Source organism: Candidatus Hydrogenedentota bacterium (assembly GCA_013359265.1).
Classification (GTDB): domain Bacteria; phylum Hydrogenedentota; class Hydrogenedentia; order Hydrogenedentales; family SLHB01; genus JABWCD01.
On sequence record JABWCD010000052.1, the window covers coordinates 1 to 2,280 of the forward strand.

Below are 2,280 nucleotides of genomic sequence, written 5' to 3' on the forward strand. Positions count from 1 at the left end.
CAAGAAGAACAGTTGGCCGCCGACGGCGTTCACCGGCCCGACGGTGGCGCAGGCCCACTCGGACGTGGACAATCCCTTCATGTTCCAGGGCGTGCGGCATTTCGCCCTGGACACGCCCAACGCCACGACCGCCAACCTGCCGCTCAACCAGCACCGCCTGCGCTTCATGGAACCGTGGAGCGGGCGGTGGACGACGAGGGATCCGATCGGGTATGCCGGCGGGACGATGAATTTGTACGAAGCGCTGCAAAGCAACCTGCTGCTGGCACTCGATGCATTTGGACTTGAGTCGTTCCGTCAGTTCATCGAAGACGGCCACATGGACAAACATGTGCAGGCACTTTGGAAACGCGCAAAGTGGTACGATCGCGAGGGTACGTTTTGGGTACTCAAAGGGAATAGATCGCGTTCACCAAACAGGTGGGGAGGCCCCGACCATGTCCGCCCAACACCAATCGACCAATTGTCCCAAGAGCCGCTCGGCCATGTTCATACTCATCAACGGCCTGAACACGCACAGGGCCCTTCAGCCGACAAGGATATCCCGGAGGCCAACAAACTTGGGAAGCCCGGCGTTGTGCTAGTTCGCGACCCTACCAATCCCCGCGGTTTCCGATTGGAGTTCTTTGGACCGGGCGTCGACGATCCAATTCCCTGTGCGTCGCTATTCGGAAACGCGGTCCCCGGAACGAAATGGACCGTGGGAGCAGATGGTAGATGCATACTCGAGATCACAGACCTCGAGCAAATGGAGGAGTACTACGAGGAGAGAGACCGAAGGCGCGAAGAGTACAAACGCGATCGAGAACCAGACAGTTACGAAAAGTTCTACGGAGGAAAGACACGTCCGCGAGAACCAGATAGTATCGAAAAACGGGATCGGAAAAGAGCGCAACAGTGTCAACGTTCTTCCTAGTCCGTCGTCTTGGGAGAAGCGGCTACACACGTTACTTTCCGCGCTGCACGAAGGAGATAGTTGTGAGGACTCGCTGGTTACACCTTTGTCGTAGGCTACCTGTGACATTGGCGCTGGTTTGTGGATGCGCGCATTCCAGCCGACTTGGTGAGACGCCTATCCGCCCCCTCCCGGATAGCCAGCCCGCCGAGCAAAGCAGAGACGACGTGCATTACAACGAGTCGTATATGGAAACATTGATGCGTCTTCGAGCTGTGGCCACCGAGGCACTGACCCCGTATCTCGAACCGGATACCGAGTACAATCTGTTCTGCGAACAGCCCGAGGCCGGCCACATTCTGTTTATTGCAAGTCCTTACGGAGTCATTCAGTTTGACGGAATAAGGGCCAAGCTCAGCTACCCTGATGGGAGGGTGCTCGAGCCAACGTCGGACACGAAGCCGCGACCGCGAAGACCAACCGGTGTTGTATTTCGAGATCCAATTATCATTTCACCGGAGATGTGCGATATCGCTGAGATGAAGCTTCGAGAACTTGCGCTTCGTGAGGCATTGTCCTGCCTGTACCGCGACGTAGCGTACAACGTAGATTTCGTTCGCGAACCGCGTCGAGTAACCGTGGTGTTTACATCTATGATCATTAACGATCATATGGTGAGAGTGCGCTTTGATATCGCTGTCGAAGAACTGTCGGAGGGCCGTTTTCAAGAATGTAACGGAGGAAGCGACTAGCTGACCGCTGCCGATAGGGCTCGCTGCACTCGAGAGCAGGGACAAGCCACCGACGACTTGTATAGCCGAAGTCTGTTAGCTTGCGTTTCCCCAAAAAGATGTGCCTGACTTGCGGGATGCGTCCATTGATCGAACGCCAATTCATTAGCGCAGGCGCGGACAAGTGTATTCGCAAAATGTCCGGAAAAGGGGGACAGTTCAACGGCGAGCAAGGACATCGCCGCCGATCTTCTGACGGTCTGATGGGAAAACCCCCGGCAGCATGGGCTACCTCGACGCCGATCGCACCTACGCCTATGACACGCTCGACCGGCTGCTGACTGCCCGCTTGACCGACACGCAGAAGTAGACCGCCGCGGCGGAGCCCTCGGTACGACCCAAGGGCGGACGCGAGAGAATCTCATGAATACAGCCGTGCAAGGCGCAGCAACGCCGAGAATTCAGGCGCCACTACGCCCGGCGGCGCCGCAGCGCCTGAACCTCGGCTGCGGCGCCGATATCCGCGCTGGCTTCGTCAACGTCGATGCCGTCGCTCGGCCGGGCGTGGACGTTGTCCACGATCTCGACGCCGTGCCGTGGCCGTTCGAGGACGATGCGTTCGACTCCGCCCTGTGCAGCCACGTGCTGGAGCAC

Annotated in this window: 3 protein-coding genes; all 3 read left to right on the top strand. The window is 58.0% G+C overall.

The features are described 5' to 3' along the window. A partial coding sequence (locus tag HUU46_25335) for a hypothetical protein (GenBank protein ID NUM56967.1) occupies positions 1 to 916 on the top strand: 916 nt, incomplete at its 5' end. A gap of 227 nt (positions 917 to 1,143) precedes the next feature. Further along, positions 1,144 to 1,647, top strand: coding sequence for a hypothetical protein (locus HUU46_25340; protein ID NUM56968.1), 504 nt, complete (start codon positions 1,144 to 1,146; stop codon positions 1,645 to 1,647). Between the two features lie 402 nt (positions 1,648 to 2,049). Then, a partial coding sequence (locus tag HUU46_25345; protein ID NUM56969.1) for a hypothetical protein occupies positions 2,050 to 2,280 on the top strand: 231 nt, incomplete at its 3' end.

Coding starts and splice junctions, on each gene's coding strand:
- HUU46_25340 (NUM56968.1), top strand. CDS start 1,144: ATGGAAACATTGATGCGTCTTCGAGCTGTGGCCACCGAGGCACTGACC.